Origin of the sequence: Rhizobium sp. SG741 (assembly GCF_012275435.1) — a bacterium.
GTDB lineage: Bacteria > Pseudomonadota > Alphaproteobacteria > Rhizobiales > Rhizobiaceae > Rhizobium > Rhizobium lusitanum.
This window is the reverse complement of record NZ_JAAZQP010000001.1, coordinates 897,516-914,575: the sequence shown is the minus strand read 5'-3', so window position 1 is coordinate 914,575 and position 17,060 is coordinate 897,516. Positions and strand designations below refer to the sequence as shown.

The window sequence follows — 17,060 nt, the reverse complement described above, 5'->3', positions numbered from 1 at the left end:
GCTTACCTGAGCGCCGGCAATCTTCCTTGTATAGATGCCGGCAGCAGCCGGACCGTGGCGCGGCGCAGATGCGGCCAGCCGACGCCGATCACCAGTACGATGAGCCCGACGATCATCAGCACGATGAAGCTCACCTTGTCGAGCCCGGCATTGTTCTGCCGCAAAATAGTGCCGATCGCCACGCCGAGCGAAAGCAAACCAGCTGTGACGAAAGCACGCCTGTCGATGATCAGGCCGATCAGCATCATGATCGCCACGATGACGACGATGGTCGCCGCCTGCGCGTAACCACCAGTGTCAATGTTGGTGAAAATGTCGCCGTCCTTGCCGAACTCAAGCATGAATGCCAGCAGGTTCGCCGTGTAGAGCAACGCAGGCGCGGTCGCGAGATGCAGCCAGAAGGCAACGTCAGAGCGGCGTGTTACGCGCTGGGGATCGCGGAGATCGAAATACATCGCAACCGCGAATGTCCCGAGTGCCGCCGCAAACATGATGCAAATCGACAGCAGCGGGTAGGCAAGCACCACGTTCGGCGCGCCCGTCACCAGCCCCATGATGTAGAAGACTGCCGCCAGCAACAGCGCAAACAGCGAAAAGAGCAGCATTGCCAGCGACAACGGCACGCGGTAGCGCCAATAAAACAAGGCAAAGAGCGGCGGCAATGGAAGCGTCATCACCATCCAGTCCACCATGATAGATCGGCCATCGTCGGCCGGACCGAGATAGACCACCGAGACGGTGATTATCCATTGCGCCAGCGCGATGGTCAGCGCAACTGCCGGAAGCGCCAGCCGCTGGCGGCGCACCAGGATTTCGGCAAGGATGATAATCGCCGGCAGCGGCCCGAGGAAGCTCGTAAGCCCCCATAGCCCGGCAAGCAGCACGATGATGCCGATGGTAATCAGGACATCATGAAAGCCTCGAATGAAGCGCGGCGCTTCACTGTCCTCCAGCGGGTTCATCAGATCATTGTCGCGCGGCTGCGAAAGACCGTTCCGAACGGTGGGGGCGCCGATATTGCGCTCGGCCAGATAGGGCAAAAGCCGCATGGCTTGGTCCGGGGAAATTATCCCCTCGCCGGCGGCGCCTTCCAGCGCGGTCTTGAGATCGCTCATGTCTGTCCTTACTGCGTGACGATGTTATGCAGCCTCATCACATCGCCGGCACACAATCAAGGGCTGCGGGGCACCGGCATGCGTTCACAGCACTCTGTTATCCGCTGCTATTACGAAAATACTTGCGCGCTTCCTGCCCCGCATGCGATTGCGCACGGACGGAATGAGGAGGCTCGTGACGAATATGGCGAAACTGGCATATGAGGATTTTCAGCCGGGGCAGGAATTTCCGCTCGGCCCAAAACATGTGACGGCGGTAGAAATTATCGAATTCGCCAGGGAATTCGACCCGCAACCGATGCACCTGGATGAGGAAGCGGGCCGCACCAGCATCCTTGGCGGCCTTGCAGCCTCAGGCTGGCATACCGCGGCGATGTTCATGCGCATGATGTGCGACTCCTATCTTCTCGAAGCCGATGCGCAAGGTGCCCCGGGCATTGATTTTATGGATTGGAAGAAGCCGGTTCTGGCTGATGATACCCTGTCCGGCCGGTCCATCGTGCTGGAAGCACGTCCCATGCGCTCGCGCCCCGGCATCGGCATCGTCAAATTCCGCCACGAGGTCGAGAACCAGCGCCGCGAGCTCGTCTGCCTCGGCGAAAACTCGACGATGATCCGCATGCGCGCAGACGCGGAGGTGTCGGCATGAAGATGAGCGAGCTCTATACCATCGGTGAACGGGTCGAGATCGGCAGCCATACCTTCACGCCCGAAAGCATTGTCCGCTTCGCATCGCGCTTCGATCCGCAGATCTTCCACATGGATGCCGAAGCGGCCAAAGGGACGCTGTTCGGCGGCCTTTGCGCCTCCGGCTGGCACAGCTGCTCGATGTGGATGCGCACCTTCGTCGATTTCTGGAAGGGCGAGACCATCAGGCTGATTGCGGAGGGGAACACTCCCCCAAAACTCGGGCCCTCGCCCGGCTTCAAGACGCTGCAATGGCTGCGCCCGGTCTTTGCCGGCGACACCATCACCTATGGCGTCACCCTGCTCGCCAGCCGCCCTCTGGCCTCGCGCCCCGGCTGGACGCTCTACACGCTCGCCTGTGACGGCTCAAACCAGCATGGCATGCCGGCCTTGCGCTTCGAAAGCACTGTGCTGGCATTTGAATAAGGAATAGCGGGGCTGCCGGCAATTCTGCCCGGCGTGCCCAACAAGCCCGGCTCAGTGACCGGCGAATTCCACCAGCGTATGAACCGGCACATCAAGCGCTTCGAGCTTCTTGCGGCCGCCGAGATCCGGCAGGTCGATGACGAAGCAGGCAGCGACGACTTCGGCGCCGATCTGGCGCAGCAACTGTGTGGCGCCGACAGCCGTGCCGCCGGTCGCGATCAGGTCGTCGACAAGAATCACTCTCTCGCCGGGATTGACGGCGTCCCGGTGCATCTCCATCTCGTCGACGCCATATTCCAGGCTGTAGGCGATGCGGACGATATCGTGCGGCAGCTTGCCCTTCTTGCGGATCGGCACGAAGCCGGCCGACAACTGATGCGCTACCGCTCCCCCAAGGATAAAGCCGCGCGCTTCCATTCCAGCGATCTTGTCGATCTTCGTGCCGGCATAGGGCTGCACGAGCGCATCGACCGCGCGGCGAAACGCCTTGGCATCGCCGAGCATCGTCGTGATGTCGCGAAAGATGATGCCGGGCTTGGGATAATCCGGAATGGAGCGGATGCTGGCAGCAAGCTCCGAAGCGATAGTGTTCATGAAATATGTACTCTCAGGCTGTGATAGGGCCGGCCGCACCCTAGCAATACCCAGGCGTTATACCAATAAAAAAGGCGGCCCGGACAGGCCGCCTTTTCGTTGATTCACCGCAATACTCAGTGAGCGCCGGCCTTGGCATAGACGGACCGTTTGGTGAGATAGATCAACACCGAGAAGATCAGCAGGAACACGATGACCATGAAGCCGAGGTGCTTGCGATCCTCCAGATGCGGTTCGGATGTCCACATCAGGAAGGCAGCGACGTCGCGCGCATACTGGTCCACCGTCTGCGGCGAGCCGTCGTCATAGGTCACCTGCCCGTCCGAAAGTGGCTTCGGCATCGCAAAGGTCGCGGCCGCATCGAAATACGGATTGTAGTGCGAGTTCTGCGGTACCTTGAAACCGGCCGGCGCATCTTCATAGCCGGTCAGCAGCGAGTAGATGTAGTCCGGGCCGCCTTCCTGATACTGCGTGAAGATATCGAAAATGAACTGCGGGAAGCCGCGTTCGATTTCGCGCGCCTTGGCAAGCAGCGACATGTCAGGCGGAACGGCCCCGTTGTTGGAGGCAGCAGCAGCCTCGTCGTTCGGGAACGGCGAGTTGAAATGATCTGATGGAACCGCCTTGCGGGTAAACATCTCACCCTGAGGGTTCGGCCCGTCCTGCACTTCGTAGTTGGCAGCGAAGGTTTTCACCTGCGCCTCAGAATAACCGAGGTCTCCCAGCGTGCGGTAGGCCACCAGCTTCATCGAGTGGCAGGCGGAACAGACTTCCGTGTAGACCTTGAGGCCACGTTGCAGCTGCGCCTTGTCGTAATAGCCGAACGGGCCGGAGAAGGACCAATGCTGTTCGCGCGGCTCCTTCAGCGGATAATGCGGCGTCTCGCTTTCTGCGGCAGGCTTCGTTTCCGCGGCAAAGGCAGCAACGCTCGCCGGACCGCCCATGAGCGTGAGCGACAGAAGGCCGACAATAAGTTTTTTCATCGTTTTCTTCCTCTATCGCCGGTCAAGCTTGAACCGGGGTGGCAACTTTACCGCCCTGTTTTTCAAGAACCGCTTCCGTAATCGAATTGGGAACGCGCCTCGGTGTCTCGACTATGCCGAGCACCGGCATGGCGACGAGGAAGAAGAGGAAGTAGAACAATGTCGCGAACTGCGCAGCCGTGGTGTAGATCCCTTCCGCCGGCTGCGAGCCCAGCCAACCGAGCAGGATGGCATCGGCGACGAACAGCCAGAAGAACAGCTTGTACCACGGACGATAGACGGCCGAACGAACCTTCGACGTATCGAGCCACGGCAGGAAGAACAGCACGATGATCGCGCCGAACATCGTCAAGACGCCGCCGAGCTTGGAATCGATCGGCCCGATGTTGAAGGTGATCGACCGCAGCATTGCGTAGAACGGCAGGAAGTACCATTCCGGAACGATGTGAGCCGGCGTCTTCAGCGGATTGGCCGGGATATAGTTATCGGCGTGACCGAGGAAATTCGGCAGGTAGAAGACGAAATAGGCGAACACCAGCAGGAAGATCGAAACGCCAAGCGCGTCCTTGAGCGTGGCGTAGGGTGTGAAGGCCACGGTATCGGTCTTCAGCTTGACCTCGACGCCGGTCGGGTTCGTCTGGCCGGTCACATGCAGAGCCCAGATGTGCAGGATGACAACGCCGGCGATCATGAACGGCAGCAGATAGTGCAGCGAGAAGAAGCGGTTGAGCGTCGGATCGTCAACGGCGAAGCCGCCGAGCAGGAAGGTCTGGATCCAGTCGCCGACCCAAGGGAAGGCCGAGAAAAAGCCGGTGATAACAGTGGCACCCCAGAAGGACATCTGGCCCCAGGGCAGCACATAGCCCATGAAGGCGGTCGCCATCATCAGCAGATAGATGATCACGCCGAGGATCCAGAGGATTTCGCGCGGCGCCTTGTAGGAGCCGTAATAGAGGCCGCGCGCGATGTGGAGATAAACAGCGACAAAGAAGAAGGACGCGCCGTTGGCATGCATGTAGCGCAGCAGCCAGCCGTGGTTGACGTCGCGGACGATCTTTTCGACCGAATTGAAGGCGACGGTCGTATCCGCCGCATAATGCATGGCAAGGACGACACCCGTCAGGATCTGCAGAACGAGCATGACGGCCAGCATCGCGCCGAACGTATAGGCATAGTTCAGGTTGCGCGGAACCGGATAGGCAATGAAACTGTCATAGACCATACGCGGCAGCGGCAACCGCGCATCGACCCATTTTTCGAGCCCTGTGGATGGCTCGTAAGACGAATGAGTACTCATGATTCAGCTCCCCCTCAACCGACCTTGATCTTTTTTTCTGCGGTGAACGCATATAGCGGAATGGCGAGGTTCTGCGGCGCCGGCCCATGGCGGATGCGACCGGCGGTATCATAGACCGAACCGTGGCAGGGACAGAACCAGCCGCCATATTCCCCAGCCTGACCGAGCGGTATGCAACCGAGATGCGTGCAGACGCCGATCATGACAAGCCAGTTTTCCTTCCCATTACCGGCCGAACGCGCGGCATCGGTCGCTTGCGCATCCGACGGCAGATTGGCATTGCGGGCGACGGGATCCTTCAGATCGGAAATCTGCGTGCCCTTGGCATCGTCGATTTCCTTTTGCGTGCGGTTGCGGATGAAGACAGGCTTGCCGCGCCATTTCACCGTCAGAGACATGCCAGGCTCCAGGCTCGACACGTCGACTTCGATGGAAGCAAGAGCGAGTGTGGACGCATCCGGCCGCATCTGATCGATAAACGGCCAGGCGACGGCAACCGCGCCCACTGCGCCCGCCATTCCTGTCGTCAAATAAAGGAAATCGCGGCGAGTTGGCTCGCCGATGGTTTCACTTGTCGTACTATGCTCGCTCAAGGCTGGACATCCTCTTCCGCAAAACCGCGGCAGAGCCGCGGTACCCCCTCACTAACGGCGAATCAACGCGACCATAATTCCGCCATAGATTCCTCCGTAACCCGCTGCGTTCTAAGCTTGATCGCAAATTATGTCCAGTCTTGGCAAGGGAAGAGGGCACAATGTCGCGGCAAAACTGCGCTATTCGTTCGCAAGGCCGGAGCTTAAAATCGCAAGCTGCAGTCACGCGGCCCTAAGCACATGAAAAAACGAGCGATTCAGATAATATATTTTTATGATGCAAGGCAAAATAAACAGTGATTTCAATGCTGCATTGCGGCATAAGCGGTAGCGGTACAGCGTCCGGTATATAGTGAGCTTGCCTTTCTACCTCTTAAAACTGAATGGATTTAGCGCGCGATTTATGAACGATTGAGGCCGTTGCTGCGCCTCGTCAAAGCGCCGAAAACGAAGCACGAGAACCTCTCATGAGACATACGGTTTATTGCGTTCTATGTGTCCTCGCCACTCTGGCGCTCGGCATACTCGCGGCGCGCTACGTGGCCGATTCGTGGATACTGGCCTTTTTTGATAGCCTGCAGACCCACATCAGCCTGGTCGCGATCGTGCTCGCCCTGATCGCGCTTGTTTTCAAACGGCACTGGTATGCGACATTCCTGGTGTTGGTCGGCGCCGCGCTGCTGGTGCATTCCGTTATCATGCTCCAGGAATATGCCGTCCCCTCCTTCATTGCGCCGGCGGAAGCATCGGTCGGAAGCTTCAGGCTCCTCTCCTTCAACATAGAGGACAGCAACTTCGAGAACGGCGGACGTATCGCCGATCTCATCATCGGCTCGAAGGCCGATATCGTCGAAATCTTCGAGGCAGGCCCGATCTTTTCGCAGATGGATCGCATCACACAGGTCTATCCCTACCGCATCGGCTGTGGCGTGATGACGTCCGATTGCGACTCGCTGATGCTGTCGAAGCGGCCGTTCCAGACGCAGCTCATGCGCAGCCTCGGCAGCCTTTGGGACAATCGTTTCATTCTCGCCACCATCGACATGGAGGGACAGCCCGTCAATTTCGCATCGGTCCATCTGAGCAAGCCCTATTTCGACGCCTTCCATCAGATCGAACTCGATCTTCTCGGCTCGATCCTTGGCGATGTGAAAGGGCCGTTGATCCTGGCCGGCGATTTCAACGCGTCGGTCATCGTGCCCGATATGCGGGACTTCCTGGCGGCAACCGGCCTGCGCCACGCCTTCCCGGAACCGGCCACATGGCCGATCGAGGCCGGCGCCTACGGCATCACGATCGACCATGTGTTCGCGCGCGCTCCGCTGCGGCTGGTATCGGTAAAGCAGATACCCGACGCCATGGGCTCGAACCATTTCGGCGTGATGACGGAGTTCGGCATTTCCAAATAGTGGCTTGATATCGCAGGTTCTTGGCGGAGATGCGCGCGGAGGAGAGGCTATTCGGCGTCGGTCGCGATGAAGCCACCGGATTGACGTGCCCAGAGCTCGGAATAGAGGCCGCGGCGGGCGATCAGCTCGTCATGGGTCCCCTCCTCGATGATCTTGCCCTTGTCGACCACGATCAGCCGGTCGAGCTTGGCAATGGTCGATAGCCGATGGGCGATCGCCAACACGGTCTTGCCCTTCATCAGCGTGTCGAGATTGGATTGCAACGCGGCCTCGGCCTCAGAATCCAGCGCCGACGTCGCTTCATCGAGCACCAGGATCGGCGCGTCCTTCAGCATGACGCGCGCGATCGCGATACGCTGGCGCTGGCCGCCCGAAAGCTTGACGCCGCGCTCGCCGACATGGGCCGCATAGGCGGCGCGCCCCTTTTGATCTTCGAGATCGATGATGAACCTGTCCGCCTCCGCCTGGCGTGCCGCCTCCACCATCCGCTCGTCGCCGGCATCCGGACGACCGAAAAGAATGTTGTCGCGAATGGAGCGGTTCAGAAGGGCGGTATCCTGAGTCACCATACCGATCGCACCGCGCAGCGACTCCTGTCGCACGCGGGCTATGTCCTGGCCGTCGATCAGGATGCGGCCGCCTTCAAGGTCATAGAAGCGCAGCAGCAGATTGACGAGCGTCGTCTTGCCCGCCCCCGAGCGGCCGACAATGCCGACCTTCTCGCCCGCGCGCACGCAGAGGGAGAAATTGTCGATGATGCCGCCGCCGCGCCCGTAGTGGAAGGTCACGTTCTCGAAGCGGATTTCGGGGCCGCTGATCGTCAGGTCCTTGGCGCCTGCCTGGTCGACCAGGCCGATCGGCTCGGAGATCATCTCGGCCGAATTCTGGATCGTACCGAGATTGCGCATGATGGCGTTGAACTGCGCCATCATGCGGCCGAAGAGCATGTTCAGCCGCAGCACCATGCTGAGCGTGAAAGCAACGCCGCCGGTCGAGATCGCGCCGGACAACCAGAGATGCACGGCAAGCGCGCCGATGGTGGTGATCATCACGCCCGACAGCAGGGCGAGCGAGGAACGTACACCCGTCAACAGCCGCGTGAAAGGCATGACGGCGGCCTGGAAACGATCGAAGCCGTTGCGGATATAATCGTCGTTCTGCTCCTCACGTCCGAAGAGCTTTAGCGTCTGGATATTGGCATAGGCGTCGACCATGCGGCCGTTCAGCATCGAGGATGCCTCCGCCGCGTTGCGGGCGTGCCGCCGGATGCGCGGCACGAAGTGGCGGGCCAGCAGCGAGAAGATGCCGATCCACACCGTAATCACCAGCGCCAGCCGCCAGTCGAGCCTGCCGACCAGCGCAATGGTGGAAGCGGCATAGATGATGATGAACCAGACCACTTGCAGCAGCGACACGACAAGATCGCCTGTCGCCTGGCCCGCCGACCAGACCTTGGTGACGACACGCCCGGAAAAATCGTTCTGGAAGAATTCGACCGATTGCCTGGCCACGTGCCGATAGGCCTGCCAGCGCACGAGATTGAGAAAGCCGGGCACGACGACCTGCTCCTCCACAAGCGCACCAAGGCTGACGACCACGAAGCGGACCACCAGAACGACGAAGACCATGCCGAGGAGCACTCCCCCATGGCCGGCGAGCAGTCCGCTCCATCCTTCGCCCGGGTTCACCCTGTCGAGAATGTCGACCAGATGGCCGACGAACCAGAACAGCGCCGCCTCGAGCATCGCCACGGCACCGCCGAGCGCCGCCATCGCCAGGAACGGGCCTTTCGCCTGGCTGACATAGTACCAGATGAACGCCCCGAGCGACCGCGGCGGACGAAGATCGCCGCTGCGGTAGTAGGGATCAATCCACGTCTCGAACAGACGGTACACGGAACGGATGAGCATGCGAGCGATATAGGGAATTTCTGAGAGCTCGCAAAGTAAAGGGGGCCATAGCGAAGGTTACATTTTTGTTAGGATTGGATGCGGCGGGCTCACCACGAATGAGGCGCCAACAGAAAGGGCGGCCGAAGCCGCCCTTTCCTCATGCTTACTCCGCTGCCGCCTCGGCCTCTTCGTGGTCCGCAAGGAAACCACCGGACTGGCGGCTCCAGAGCTCGGCATAGATGCCGCCATTCTGGACCAGCTCCTGATGTGTGCCCATCTCGATGATCCGACCCTTGTCGAGGACGATGAGACGGTCCATCTCGGTCAGCGTCGACAGGCGATGCGCAATGGCGATCACCGTCTTGCCATGCATCAGCGCGAAGAGGTTTTCCTGGATCGCCGCTTCCACTTCGGAATCGAGCGCCGAGGTCGCCTCGTCAAGCACCAGGATCGGCGCGTCCTTCAGGAAGACGCGGGCGATCGCGATGCGCTGCCGCTGGCCGCCGGAGAGCTTGACGCCGCGCTCGCCGACCTGCGCATCCAGCCCTTTGCGGCCCTGCATGTCGACCAGACCTTCGATGAACTCCCAGGCATTGGCGCGTTTTGCCGCCTGGGTCACCTCTTCGTCGGTCGCATCCGGGCGGCTGTAGGCGATGTTGTCGCGGATCGAGCGGTGCAACAACGACGTATCCTGCGTCACTACGCCGATCATCGAACGAAGGCTGTCCTGCGTCACCCCGGCTATGTCGTGGCCGTCGATGGTGATGCGACCGCTCTCCAGATCGTAGAAGCGGAGCAGCAAGTTCATCAGCGTCGTCTTGCCGGCGCCTGAGCGACCGACGAGCCCGATCTTTTCGCCGGCCCGAATGTCCAGGGTCAGATCCTCGATGACACCCTTCGCTTTGCCATAGTGGAAGCGAATGTGGTCGAAGCGGATTGCGCCCTGCTTGGCTGAGATCGGCGAAGCCGTCGGCTGATCGACGATGTCATGCGGCTTCGTCATCATCTCCATGCCGTCATAGACCGTGCCGATATTCTCGAAGAGCGCCGAAACTTCCCACATCACCCACTGCGACATGCCGTTGACGCGCATGGCAAGGCCGATAGCAATGGCGATCGAGCCGACCGAGATCGAACCGCTGAGCCAGAACCAGATCGACAGCGCCGAAACGATGAACAGCGCCACGCAGTTGTTGATGTAGACGGCGGCATGGAACATCGTCACCTTGCGCATCTGCTGGTGCACGGTGCCCAGGAATTCCTCCATGCCAGCCCTGGCGTACTTCTCCTCCCGACCCGCGTGCGAAAACAGCTTCACCGTCGCGATGTTGGTATAGCTGTCGACGACACGACCCGTCATAGTCGAGCGCGCATCGGCCTGCTGTGCGGCGATCTTGCGCAGCACCGGTACGAAATAGGCGACAATGGCGACATAGACGCCGAGCCAAAGCAGGATCGGGAACATCAGCCGCCAATCCGCCATCGCGATCACGAGGATCATCGACAGGAAGTACGTGACCACATAGACGAAGACGTCGAGGATCTTCATCACCGTTTCGCGCACGGCAAGCGAGGTCTGCATCACCTTGGTGGCGACTCGGCCTGCGAACTCGTTGGCGAAAAAAGTCATGCTGTGGCGCAGCAGGAAGCGATGCATCTGCCAGCGCGCGATCATCGGATAGTTGCCGAGCAGGACCTGGTGCATGATGAAGCTGTCGAGCACCGCCGCAAACGGCAGGCCGATCAGCACCATCGCCCCCATCCAGAAAAGCTTGTGCCATTCCGTTTGCAGGAAGGTCGTCCTATCGGCCTTGGTCAGCCAATCGACGATATCGCCAAGAAACTGGAACAGCGCCACCTCCCCGATCGCGATCAGCATCGTGAGGATGCTCATGGCGATCAACCAGGGTGCTGCCGGCTTGGTATAGTGCCAGCAAAAGGCAAAGAGACCGCGCGGCGGAGCGTCCGGCACCTCGCTCGGAAAGGGGTTTAGTCGCTGTTCGAACCAGCCAAACATTGAAATGCTCCAAAGACTCGACCTTTTGACCATCCGCTGCGCCTAAAGGTGCAGACTGATATGGTGACCGGACGATGAAAGAACGAGGCCATATTGGCCGCGCAACGAAACGAAAAGGGGGACCTGCGAAAGTGCGCCTTGAAGCGCCCTAATCAGAACCGTGGGTTCACGGCACGGAGGCGCATCATTACAAAGGTGATATCCATCTGTGCCTCCTATCTCGCTGGTTGTAGAGCGAGTATCTTTTAGCGCGCATTTCCTGTTTTGAAAAGTGAAATATGCCTGAAAAATGGGCTGAAACCTTCAATTGTGCTGATGGAAGACATCACAAAAATCGAGGTATCGCGGAAAATCGAAGACAAATCCGCGTGATTTCGCTAGTTGCAGGCCATGACCACGCTTCGCATCGCCCTCTACCAGCCCGACATTCCCGGCAATACCGGCACGATCCTGCGTCTGGCCGCTTGCCTTGGCCTTAGCGTCGACATCATCGAACCGGCGGGCTTCGACATTTCGGACCGCAACCTGAAGCGCGCCGGCATGGATTACCTGGCAGCCGTGACCCTGACCAGGCACGTGAACTGGGACCGCTTCGAGGCGTGGCGTTTGGAAAGCGGGCGGCGGCTGGTGCTCGCCTCCACCAAAGCGGCCGAACGATATACCGACTTCGCCTTCCGCAGCGACGATATTCTCCTCTTCGGCCGTGAGAGCGCAGGCGTGCCCGAGCATGTGCACGACAAGGCCGATGGCCGCATTTTGATCCCGATGGTCGAAGGCCAGCGCTCCATCAATGTCGCCATGTCGGCGGCCATGATAGCAGGCGAAGCGCTGCGGCAGACGCAATGGACGCCGATCCCGCGCTAGGCCTGAATGTCGTGCCCGAATAGGCGTTGGCACGTCGGATAAAGTGTGAGAAGCTTTGCCCTGGAATGCTCTAACTCAGGCAACCTTGGCGAGGTGACCCATGTTCCAGACGGCATTCACTCTCTCCCTCATCCAGTTCGCGCGCATCTTGAGCCTCCCCGAGCGGCTTCAGCGCTCCCCCCTTCGCAATCTCGCTCTCGAGGGCCTTCGCCAACGGAATGTCGCACTCGACGCCCTGTTTTACGACATCAAGGTGATCACGCCGGAAGAAGCCTTCTACATCAGCGACTCGCTCGCCGCCCAGGGTGCGATCATGATCGTCCCGCCAAGCGATGGTGCGCCGATTATCCTTTGCGAGACGGTGGACGAATTCGTCCTGCGCGGCGGCGATAAGGTGCGGGCACTCGCCGTCGCCGGCATCGGCGGCTCCGCGTTGGGTGCGGCCGCCTTCGCCCGAAACGTGGCGGACGCAATCCAGGGGCCGGTCGCCGTTGTCGTCTCCGGCTACGGCATCGCCGATGTCATCACCGAGGCTTTCGGCGGACTTTTTTTCTTCGGACATCTGAGGGGCCTGCGACCGATGCTGGAAACGTTGGACGACCTTGCCGGACGTCCCAAAGTCGGAGCATATGGCGACGGAGCGGCCGCCCGCACCAGCCTCGATACCAGAACCGTGCGGGCGCTTCTTGCTGATCCCCGCCTCTCCTTCCGCCTGCTGGTCGGCCACTCCAAGGGCAATCTCGTGCTTTCCGCCGCCCTGCATGATCTTTGCAAAGAGGACGAGATACGGGTCGCCGACCTGGCCGAAACTATGAAGATCGTGACGATAGGCGCACGCATCGCCATGCCGCCGGCCTTCACCGACGTCGTCGATGTCATGGGCGAATGGGACTGGTTCGGCGAAATCAATTCCCGGCCGTTCATCGACGCCGATCGACACATTCCCCATGCCTGGCATCATACGAATACGGATTTGGGCGGCCATTTGCCTGTGACATCAACGCTCAAGGAAATCCTGGCGATCTCGCCGATAGCAGCGGATGCGCGGGCCGAGGAAAGCAGCGCGGAAGCATCGCCGTTGGCGAACGAGACAATCGTTGCCTTGTCCTCTGCTCGTCCCGGACCGCGACCCGCAACAATCGAAAAGGTCAAAAAGGCCTTCTCGGTAAGCACATTGCCAAGCACGCCGCACAGTGAACCCGGCTCTTCCGAAGATTTGCAACCGCCCAAGCCACATTGAAGCGGACGCTGCGCAAATACTGACCCCATATGTCGCAAGTGATGATGGACTAAGGTCTCCGCAAGCGTATAATGCTTAGCCGGCGATTAAAATTGCCTCTTCTCATCCGATACGCCTGCATGCTGAAATACATGCCTTTTCAGTATGTTATTATGCTTTCGGATTTATCTAGCAAATGGCGGCATGAGGAAGAATAAGAAGAAAATTGGAATCTACCATTGTCATGATCAATCTGTTCGGGGCCGTTGCTCTCCTGCTCTTCGGCCTTGCACAGGTGAAGGATGGCGTGTCGCGCGCCTTCGGAGCCAAGCTCAGAACAGGCCTTGCCAAGGGCACGCGCAGCGGCGGACGCTCATTCCTATCCGGCTTCCTGGCGACAATTGCTCTGCAGAGCTCCACAGCGACGGCGCTGATGATTGCCTCCTTCGTCGAGCGCGATCTCGTCCTGCCAAGCATGGCACAGATCGTCCTGCTTGGCGCCAATGTCGGCACGGCGGTCACGGCATGGATCGTCGCGACCGGCATCGAATGGCTGTCCCCTCTTATCCTTCTCATAGGCATCGTACTCTATCGCCGCTCGTCGACCTCCAAGCAGGGCGCTGGAGCGGCGCTCATCGGTATCGGGCTGATGTTGCTTTCGTTGCAATTGCTGAGCCTTGCTACCGCGCCGATGCGGCAATCGCCGGCGCTTGGTGCCTTCATCGGCCTGCTTGACGGCGCGCTGCCAGTGGCGCTCATCTTCTCGGCTGTCCTGGCCTTTGTGTCCTCGTCCAGCCTTGCCGTCGTCGTGCTGATCCTGTCGCTTGCGTCAGCAGGCATATTGTCCCCAGCATTGACGGTGGTGCTCGTGCTCGGTGCCAATCTCGGCGGCGCGATCCCGCCGGTCATGGCGACATTGTCAGGCCCGGCGACCGCGCGGCGCGTCACCCTCGGCAACCTGATCGTGCGCGCGATCGGCTGCCTCATCGCGCTGCCGCTCGCAGGCTATATCGGCGACTGGATGCAAAACCTCCATTTCTCGCCGGCCAAACTGCCCGTGGATGTGCATCTGCTTTTCAATATCGCCCTTGCCGTCTGCGCCTGGCCCTTCTCGCGCCTGCTGTCAAAGGTGATGCTCCGGCTTGTGCCGGATGATCCGCGGGCCGACGACGGGCCGAATTTTCTCGATCAGCAGGCCCTCACCACGCCTGTCGTCGCACTCGCAAGCGCCACGCGCGAGGTGCTCGGCGTCGGGGATCTCGTCGAACGCATGCTGATCCGCACGGAAAATGCCTTCAACGACAACGACCTGTCGCCGTTGAAGGAAGTCCCGATTCTGGAGAAGCGCGTCGATCGGATCCAGCAGGAGGTGAAGATCTACCTGTCGAAGCTCGGCCGCGACGGGCTGGATGCCGAGAACGGCAGGCGCTCCATCGTCATCATCGACTATGCCATCAATCTCGAGCATATAGGCGACATCATCGAGAAGGGCCTTGCCGAGCAGGTGGCGAAGAAGATCGGCAAGGGGCTGACCTTCTCGGAGGACGGGTACCGCGAGCTGCGAAGCCTCTTCAGCCTGACAATCGACAACCTGCGCATCGCCCAGACCATCCTCGTGACCCGCGACTCCAATCTCGCCAGGCAACTGATGGAGGTGAAGGTCGACGTCCGCCGGCTGGAGAAACAGTCCTCCGAGCGCCACCTCGAAAGACTGCGCGACGGCCGCGTCGACAGCCTGCAGACCAGCTCGCTGCATCTCGACATGCTGCGCGATCTGAAGCGCATCAATGCTCACATCGTTTCGGTGGCACATCCGATCCTGGACGAGAGCGGGTTGCTGATCGAAAGCCGGTTGCGGAGTACACAATAAGACCGCGCAGGCTCATTGCCTGCCATCGCAAGCCGCAATTTCGTCCGACTCAATCCGCCGACGGCAAACGCCGCATGGTGAATTCGATGCGGTCGCCCTCGATTTGACGCCAGCTTTCAACTTCGGTCCAATAGGCGGCTTTGGGGAATTCATCGAACCATTCGCGCGCCTTGGCGCGTGCGTCAGGGCGACTGAGACAAAAGGTCTCGCGAACGAAATCGCTCTTTCTGCCGGTTGGATGCTCCTGCCGGTGGCGGAATATTCGGTTTCTCAGCCCATCAAGGGGCGGCGGTCCGGGTATCTTCATGATAAAACCTCGCCAATGGGAGGGAACATAGTACCGCATCGGGAAATTTGCGAGTCGATTTTCCTGCGACGCTGCTGCACTGGCTGCGCCGCAGTGTTGCTGTTATTCAAAATCACGATACATACGGTGCGAATCGCGGGCCGCCAGCTGCCTGCGCCGTCGGAGAGCATGCATGGAACGACCCAATCTTCCCAAAGGACTACCCGAAGATATTGAAGCAAAGAAAGAGGCGGCGCGAACCTGGTTCGAGAGCCTGCGCGACGCGATCTGCGCCGAGTTCGAGCAGTTGGAGAACGAGCTTGCCGGCCCCCTTTCCGACCAGGAGCCGGGGCGCTTCGTCGCCAAGGACTGGCAGCGGGAAAAGGGCCAGGGCGGTGGCGGCCGCATGTCGATGATGGAAGGCCGCGTCTTCGAAAAGGTCGGCGTCCACACCTCGACCGTCCATGGCGAATTTTCTCCCGATTTCCGCAGCCAGATACCGGGCGCCGAGGAAGACCCGCGCTTCTGGGCGTCTGGCCTGTCGCTGATCGCCCACCCGGTCAATCCGAACGTGCCGGCCGTGCATATGAATACCCGTATGGTGGTCACGACCAGTCACTGGTTCGGCGGCGGCGCCGATCTGACGCCGGTGCTCGACCGTCGTCGCACGCAGGAAGACCCCGACAGCGTCCTTTTTCATCGCGCCATGCAGATCGTCTGCGACCGGCATGCCATCGCTGATTATCAGCGTTACAAGAGCTGGTGCGACGAATATTTCTTCCTGAAACACCGCAACGAGGCACGCGGAATCGGCGGCATCTTCTTCGACTGGCTGCATTCCGAGGAAGAAGCGGGCGGCTGGAATGCCGATTTCGCCTTTACCCGCGACGTCGGACGGGCCTTCTCCATGGTCTACCCGCGGATCGTCCGCTCGAATTTCAATGAGACATGGTCCGAGGAGGATCGCGACGAGCAATTAATTCGTCGCGGACGCTATGTGGAGTTCAATTTGCTGTACGATCGGGGTACAATATTCGGGCTGAAAACAGGCGGCAACGTCGAGTCGATTTTATCATCTCTGCCGCCGGTGGTGCGTTGGCCTTAGGGCGTTCAACACAAAATGATCAGACAGAACCCTGAAATTGCCCGAGGGAGTGCCTAGGTGACGTAATGCTCGTTTCAATCGGAGGAGGTTGTAATGGCAGTACTGAATCAAGTCACGGAAGTTTCGAAAGAACAGAAGCTTTCGCGCGCGGTCGATAGTCCGGAATTCGTCATCCGGCTGGCTGAGGATATGCGGATTCGCAGCGGATCCGATTTGCCGCTGTCCTGCTTCATCGAGCAGGTGAGGATGCAGCTCGCACGCAAGTCGCCGAGCGAAATCGCTCGCATGACCGCCGATCGTTCGACCAGACAAGCGCCCATACCGAAATATCAGTCTTCTGACTGCTTCAGATCCTGGGCGATGCCGGATTGAAGTCCGCAAGCACGCGTCCGGCAAGCAAAGAGCCTTGCCGGACGCGAGAAACCTTTTCCAGCCCGTTGCGTTTTAACCTTAATGCCCTTCGGCATTGAGGAATGTCCAAGCGTTGAAATATGAGGAGGAAGATATGCGCCTGTTCGAATGTGGTACGCTGGTGCCCGGCTGCACCTGGCACACTCGCGCCAAGGACGATGCCGAGGTGGTTCGCCGCGCCGTCGAGCACATGCGTGACGCGCATGGCGAAACAATCGTCCGGGAAAACATGGTCGATAACATCAAGACACGCATTCGCGACGAGGCGAACGCGGCCTGATCCGCCGGCTTG

General features: G+C 59.9%; 17 protein-coding genes. 9 read left to right on the top strand and 8 right to left on the bottom strand.

The features are described 5' to 3' along the window. Positions 1 to 2: 2 nt before the first annotated feature. On the bottom strand, positions 3 to 1,115 hold the full coding sequence (locus FHT29_RS04640) for a hypothetical protein (protein WP_047562692.1): 1,113 nt from the start codon (positions 1,113 to 1,115) through the stop codon (positions 3 to 5). A gap of 184 nt (positions 1,116 to 1,299) precedes the next feature. Here FHT29_RS04640 and FHT29_RS04635 point away from each other — a divergent pair, with 184 nt between their 5' ends. Further along, on the top strand, positions 1,300 to 1,764 hold the full coding sequence (locus tag FHT29_RS04635; protein WP_047562689.1) for a MaoC family dehydratase: 465 nt from the start codon (positions 1,300 to 1,302) through the stop codon (positions 1,762 to 1,764). Continuing rightward, positions 1,761 to 2,228, top strand: coding sequence for a MaoC family dehydratase (locus FHT29_RS04630; protein ID WP_047562687.1), 468 nt, complete (start codon positions 1,761 to 1,763; stop codon positions 2,226 to 2,228). Before FHT29_RS04635 ends, FHT29_RS04630 begins: the two co-directional genes overlap by 4 nt. Positions 2,229 to 2,279: 51 nt before the next feature. Here the strand turns inward: FHT29_RS04630 and FHT29_RS04625 are convergent, their stop codons facing one another. From FHT29_RS04625 to petA, 4 genes are all read right to left on the bottom strand, one after another. Next, the gene (locus FHT29_RS04625) at positions 2,280 to 2,822 is read right to left on the bottom strand and encodes an adenine phosphoribosyltransferase (RefSeq protein ID WP_037194719.1); all 543 of its coding nucleotides are present in this window, start codon (positions 2,820 to 2,822) and stop codon (positions 2,280 to 2,282) included. Positions 2,823 to 2,938: 116 nt separating this feature from the next. Beyond that, complete coding sequence (locus FHT29_RS04620; protein WP_234903805.1) at positions 2,939 to 3,766, bottom strand: cytochrome c1; 828 nt, start codon at positions 3,764 to 3,766, stop codon at positions 2,939 to 2,941. 61 nt (positions 3,767 to 3,827) lie between these two features. Next, positions 3,828 to 5,102 carry a cytochrome b N-terminal domain-containing protein gene (locus tag FHT29_RS04615; RefSeq protein WP_034504061.1) on the bottom strand — a complete coding sequence of 425 codons (1,275 nt, stop codon included), beginning with the start codon at positions 5,100 to 5,102 and terminating at the stop codon, positions 3,828 to 3,830. Between the two features lie 14 nt (positions 5,103 to 5,116). Continuing rightward, positions 5,117 to 5,695, bottom strand: coding sequence for a ubiquinol-cytochrome c reductase iron-sulfur subunit (gene petA / locus FHT29_RS04610; RefSeq protein WP_037194725.1), 579 nt, complete (start codon positions 5,693 to 5,695; stop codon positions 5,117 to 5,119). A gap of 467 nt (positions 5,696 to 6,162) precedes the next feature. Between petA and FHT29_RS04605 the strand changes: the two genes are divergently transcribed. Next, complete coding sequence (locus FHT29_RS04605; protein WP_047562684.1) at positions 6,163 to 7,104, top strand: endonuclease/exonuclease/phosphatase family protein; 942 nt, start codon at positions 6,163 to 6,165, stop codon at positions 7,102 to 7,104. A gap of 47 nt (positions 7,105 to 7,151) precedes the next feature. On the opposite strand, the gene FHT29_RS04600 is transcribed toward FHT29_RS04605, so the two are convergent. After that, complete coding sequence (locus FHT29_RS04600) at positions 7,152 to 9,014, bottom strand: ABC transporter ATP-binding protein (RefSeq protein ID WP_047562682.1); 1,863 nt, start codon at positions 9,012 to 9,014, stop codon at positions 7,152 to 7,154. 145 nt (positions 9,015 to 9,159) lie between these two features. Continuing rightward, positions 9,160 to 11,013 (bottom strand): ABC transporter ATP-binding protein, encoded by a 1,854-nt coding sequence (locus FHT29_RS04595; protein WP_047562680.1) that lies wholly within the window; start codon positions 11,011 to 11,013, stop codon positions 9,160 to 9,162. Between the two features lie 390 nt (positions 11,014 to 11,403). Between FHT29_RS04595 and FHT29_RS04590 the strand changes: the two genes are divergently transcribed. The 3 genes from FHT29_RS04590 (at position 11,404) to FHT29_RS04580 (ending at position 14,966) form a co-directional block, all read left to right on the top strand. Further along, positions 11,404 to 11,877: a tRNA (cytidine(34)-2'-O)-methyltransferase gene (locus tag FHT29_RS04590; RefSeq protein WP_037195385.1), complete on the top strand. Its 474-nt coding sequence runs from the start codon at positions 11,404 to 11,406 to the stop codon at positions 11,875 to 11,877. A 100-nt stretch (positions 11,878 to 11,977) separates the two neighbouring features. Continuing rightward, positions 11,978 to 13,117, top strand: a complete 1,140-nt coding sequence (locus FHT29_RS04585; RefSeq protein WP_047562677.1) for a hypothetical protein — start codon at positions 11,978 to 11,980, stop codon at positions 13,115 to 13,117. A gap of 205 nt (positions 13,118 to 13,322) precedes the next feature. Next, positions 13,323 to 14,966, top strand: a complete 1,644-nt coding sequence (locus FHT29_RS04580; protein ID WP_037194734.1) for a Na/Pi cotransporter family protein — start codon at positions 13,323 to 13,325, stop codon at positions 14,964 to 14,966. A gap of 49 nt (positions 14,967 to 15,015) precedes the next feature. On the opposite strand, the gene FHT29_RS04575 is transcribed toward FHT29_RS04580, so the two are convergent. Beyond that, entirely contained in the window at positions 15,016 to 15,276 is a 261-nt protein-coding gene (locus tag FHT29_RS04575) for a hypothetical protein (protein ID WP_047562966.1), read from the bottom strand. A gap of 169 nt (positions 15,277 to 15,445) precedes the next feature. Between FHT29_RS04575 and hemF the strand changes: the two genes are divergently transcribed. From hemF to FHT29_RS04560, 3 genes are all read left to right on the top strand, one after another. Further along, positions 15,446 to 16,357 carry an oxygen-dependent coproporphyrinogen oxidase gene (gene hemF / locus FHT29_RS04570; RefSeq protein WP_037194736.1) on the top strand — a complete coding sequence of 304 codons (912 nt, stop codon included), beginning with the start codon at positions 15,446 to 15,448 and terminating at the stop codon, positions 16,355 to 16,357. Positions 16,358 to 16,450: 93 nt separating this feature from the next. Next, complete coding sequence (locus tag FHT29_RS04565; RefSeq protein WP_047562675.1) at positions 16,451 to 16,729, top strand: hypothetical protein; 279 nt, start codon at positions 16,451 to 16,453, stop codon at positions 16,727 to 16,729. Between the two features lie 133 nt (positions 16,730 to 16,862). Continuing rightward, positions 16,863 to 17,048 carry a DUF1059 domain-containing protein gene (locus FHT29_RS04560; protein ID WP_037194740.1) on the top strand — a complete coding sequence of 62 codons (186 nt, stop codon included), beginning with the start codon at positions 16,863 to 16,865 and terminating at the stop codon, positions 17,046 to 17,048. Positions 17,049 to 17,060: the final 12 nt, after the last annotated feature.

Bases quoted from the DNA above. Each gene is read 5' to 3' on its own strand.
- FHT29_RS04640 (WP_047562692.1), bottom strand. From the start codon at position 1,115: ATGAGCGATCTCAAGACCGCGCTGGAAGGCGCCGCCGGCGAGGGGATA.
- FHT29_RS04635 (WP_047562689.1), top strand. From the start codon at position 1,300: ATGGCGAAACTGGCATATGAGGATTTTCAGCCGGGGCAGGAATTTCCG.
- FHT29_RS04630 (WP_047562687.1), top strand. From the start codon at position 1,761: ATGAAGATGAGCGAGCTCTATACCATCGGTGAACGGGTCGAGATCGGC.
- FHT29_RS04625 (WP_037194719.1), bottom strand. From the start codon at position 2,822: ATGAACACTATCGCTTCGGAGCTTGCTGCCAGCATCCGCTCCATTCCG.
- FHT29_RS04620 (WP_234903805.1), bottom strand. From the start codon at position 3,766: ATGGGCGGTCCGGCGAGCGTTGCTGCCTTTGCCGCGGAAACGAAGCCT.
- FHT29_RS04615 (WP_034504061.1), bottom strand. From the start codon at position 5,102: ATGAGTACTCATTCGTCTTACGAGCCATCCACAGGGCTCGAAAAATGG.
- FHT29_RS04605 (WP_047562684.1), top strand. From the start codon at position 6,163: ATGAGACATACGGTTTATTGCGTTCTATGTGTCCTCGCCACTCTGGCG.
- FHT29_RS04600 (WP_047562682.1), bottom strand. From the start codon at position 9,014: ATGCTCATCCGTTCCGTGTACCGTCTGTTCGAGACGTGGATTGATCCC.
- FHT29_RS04595 (WP_047562680.1), bottom strand. From the start codon at position 11,013: ATGTTTGGCTGGTTCGAACAGCGACTAAACCCCTTTCCGAGCGAGGTG.
- FHT29_RS04590 (WP_037195385.1), top strand. From the start codon at position 11,404: ATGACCACGCTTCGCATCGCCCTCTACCAGCCCGACATTCCCGGCAAT.
- FHT29_RS04585 (WP_047562677.1), top strand. From the start codon at position 11,978: ATGTTCCAGACGGCATTCACTCTCTCCCTCATCCAGTTCGCGCGCATC.
- hemF (WP_037194736.1), top strand. From the start codon at position 15,446: ATGGAACGACCCAATCTTCCCAAAGGACTACCCGAAGATATTGAAGCA.
- FHT29_RS04565 (WP_047562675.1), top strand. From the start codon at position 16,451: ATGGCAGTACTGAATCAAGTCACGGAAGTTTCGAAAGAACAGAAGCTT.
- FHT29_RS04560 (WP_037194740.1), top strand. From the start codon at position 16,863: ATGCGCCTGTTCGAATGTGGTACGCTGGTGCCCGGCTGCACCTGGCAC.